2 protein-coding genes are annotated in these 1566 nt (G+C 65.9%); both read right to left on the bottom strand.

What is annotated here, in order from left to right:
* A partial coding sequence (locus ACH2EI_RS10070; RefSeq protein WP_395159906.1) for a DUF4157 domain-containing protein occupies window positions 1-823 on the bottom strand: 823 nt, incomplete at its 3' end.
* 121 nt (window positions 824-944) lie between these two features.
* Window positions 945-1566, bottom strand: a 622-nt coding sequence (locus ACH2EI_RS10065; protein ID WP_395159904.1) for a DUF1990 family protein, incomplete at its 5' end; no start/stop codon positions are given.

The raw sequence follows: 1566 nt of genomic DNA, 5'->3' as shown, positions 1-1566 counted from the left end.
CGCCACCATCACCACCGCCACCCGAATCCACTTCCAGCGTGACGTCTCGTTGGATTGGTCCGGTCGAACGACTGACCCGGCCGGCGGCGCCCTGCTGGATGGTGTGGGTGAGCTCGTGGGCGAGGAGTTCTTGGCCGCTGCCGGTGGTCGCATCGGGCACCCCATCGCGAAAAAAGATGTCGCTGCCCGTCGTGAACGCCTTGGCCTGGATCCGATTGTTCAATTCGGTCGACGTCGGCCCGGCGTGCACCCGTACACCGCTGAAATCGGCACCGAACGCCCCCTCCATCTTCGACCTGGCCGGTTCGGGCAACGGCGCACCACCCGACCGCGACCTCTGCAGCATCCGAGCGGTGTCGTCGTCGAGATCGCCGCCCTGCGCCCCGACCACTGCACTCCGCTGAACACGACTGATGCGGCTCGCAGTGCGGCTCGGCGCCGGCCGCGCATCGGCAAGCCGGACCCGGCTGGCCGTGTCACCACCAGCCCGGTCACCGCCGGCTTCGACAGCTGAGCTGCGCTGCACGCGAGGGCCGACTTCGGTCTCCGCAAGCCCAGGACTTGACGCTTCGCTCTGAAGCAACCGCACCACCCGCGCAGCAACGAGATCGGCTTCACATTCGTAGGGGTCGTTCGACGGCCCCACCGCGAGCTTGGCTTGCGCGATCGCACCGCCAATCGTGATGCCCGACTCAGGAGCAAGAGGCTCGCTCCGCTGCTTCATCGCAGGCCCGGAGATCTTCTGCTCAGGAGTGGGCGGCGCCCGCTCCGAATCGTGCCCACGACCTTTGGCTTTTGGGCCTCGGTCCAGAACGCGCTCCATTAGCTGAACACCATTTGGGTGAGGCTACATCACCTCGTCGGCGCCGGCGTTGAAACTGACGACGCGGCCTTCACTCCTGGTGCTCGACCTTGCTCAACGCCGTTCCCGCAGCACCTGCTCGCTACTCGGCGGCGAGCGACTGCATGGCGTCGAGATACCGATTGGTCGCGATGTGTTGGAGTCGTCGAGCGACCGGGGGGACCGCCCGAGCCAGCGGGTGCCGCGAGCGTGACACCGCGGTGATCTCGACCGTGACGGTCCCGTCGGGCGCGATGGCGATCGCGAAGGACTCCTCGCCTTGTTCGGGGTGCACCTGCAGCGTTCCGTACGTGAACCCAAATCGATCGTTCTGATCGTCCACGGCGACGACGCGACACACCACATCGATGTAGCCGACCGGCAACGGTGCAGCCATGGCAACAACGGTCCCGACAGTTGGTGGTCCCGGGTGAGCGACGATCAGCCCTGACGTTGTTTGCATGCGCCAGTCGCCAAGCACCTCGGAGGCACGTTCAAAAACTGGACGACCGTTCCCGAGATCGCGGGACCAGTGTCCGTATCGATAGCCGGGTGGGGCGGTGCTCCCCGTGGTGATGCCGACTGGCGAGTACGTCAACTCGTCTGCGGCCGAAGCCTCAGCGAGCGCACGAAGCTGCGAAATGGTCGGCCGAGTGACGTGCAGTGACATTGCCCCCATTCTTGCGTGGAGCGTGTCTGGGCATGCGCCAGTTCGGTATGTCGGG

The organism is Ilumatobacter sp., from assembly GCF_041688325.1.
Taxonomy (GTDB): domain Bacteria; phylum Actinomycetota; class Acidimicrobiia; order Acidimicrobiales; family Ilumatobacteraceae; genus Ilumatobacter_A.
The sequence above is the reverse complement of the archived record's forward strand: the minus strand, read 5'-3'. Positions and strand labels throughout refer to the sequence as shown.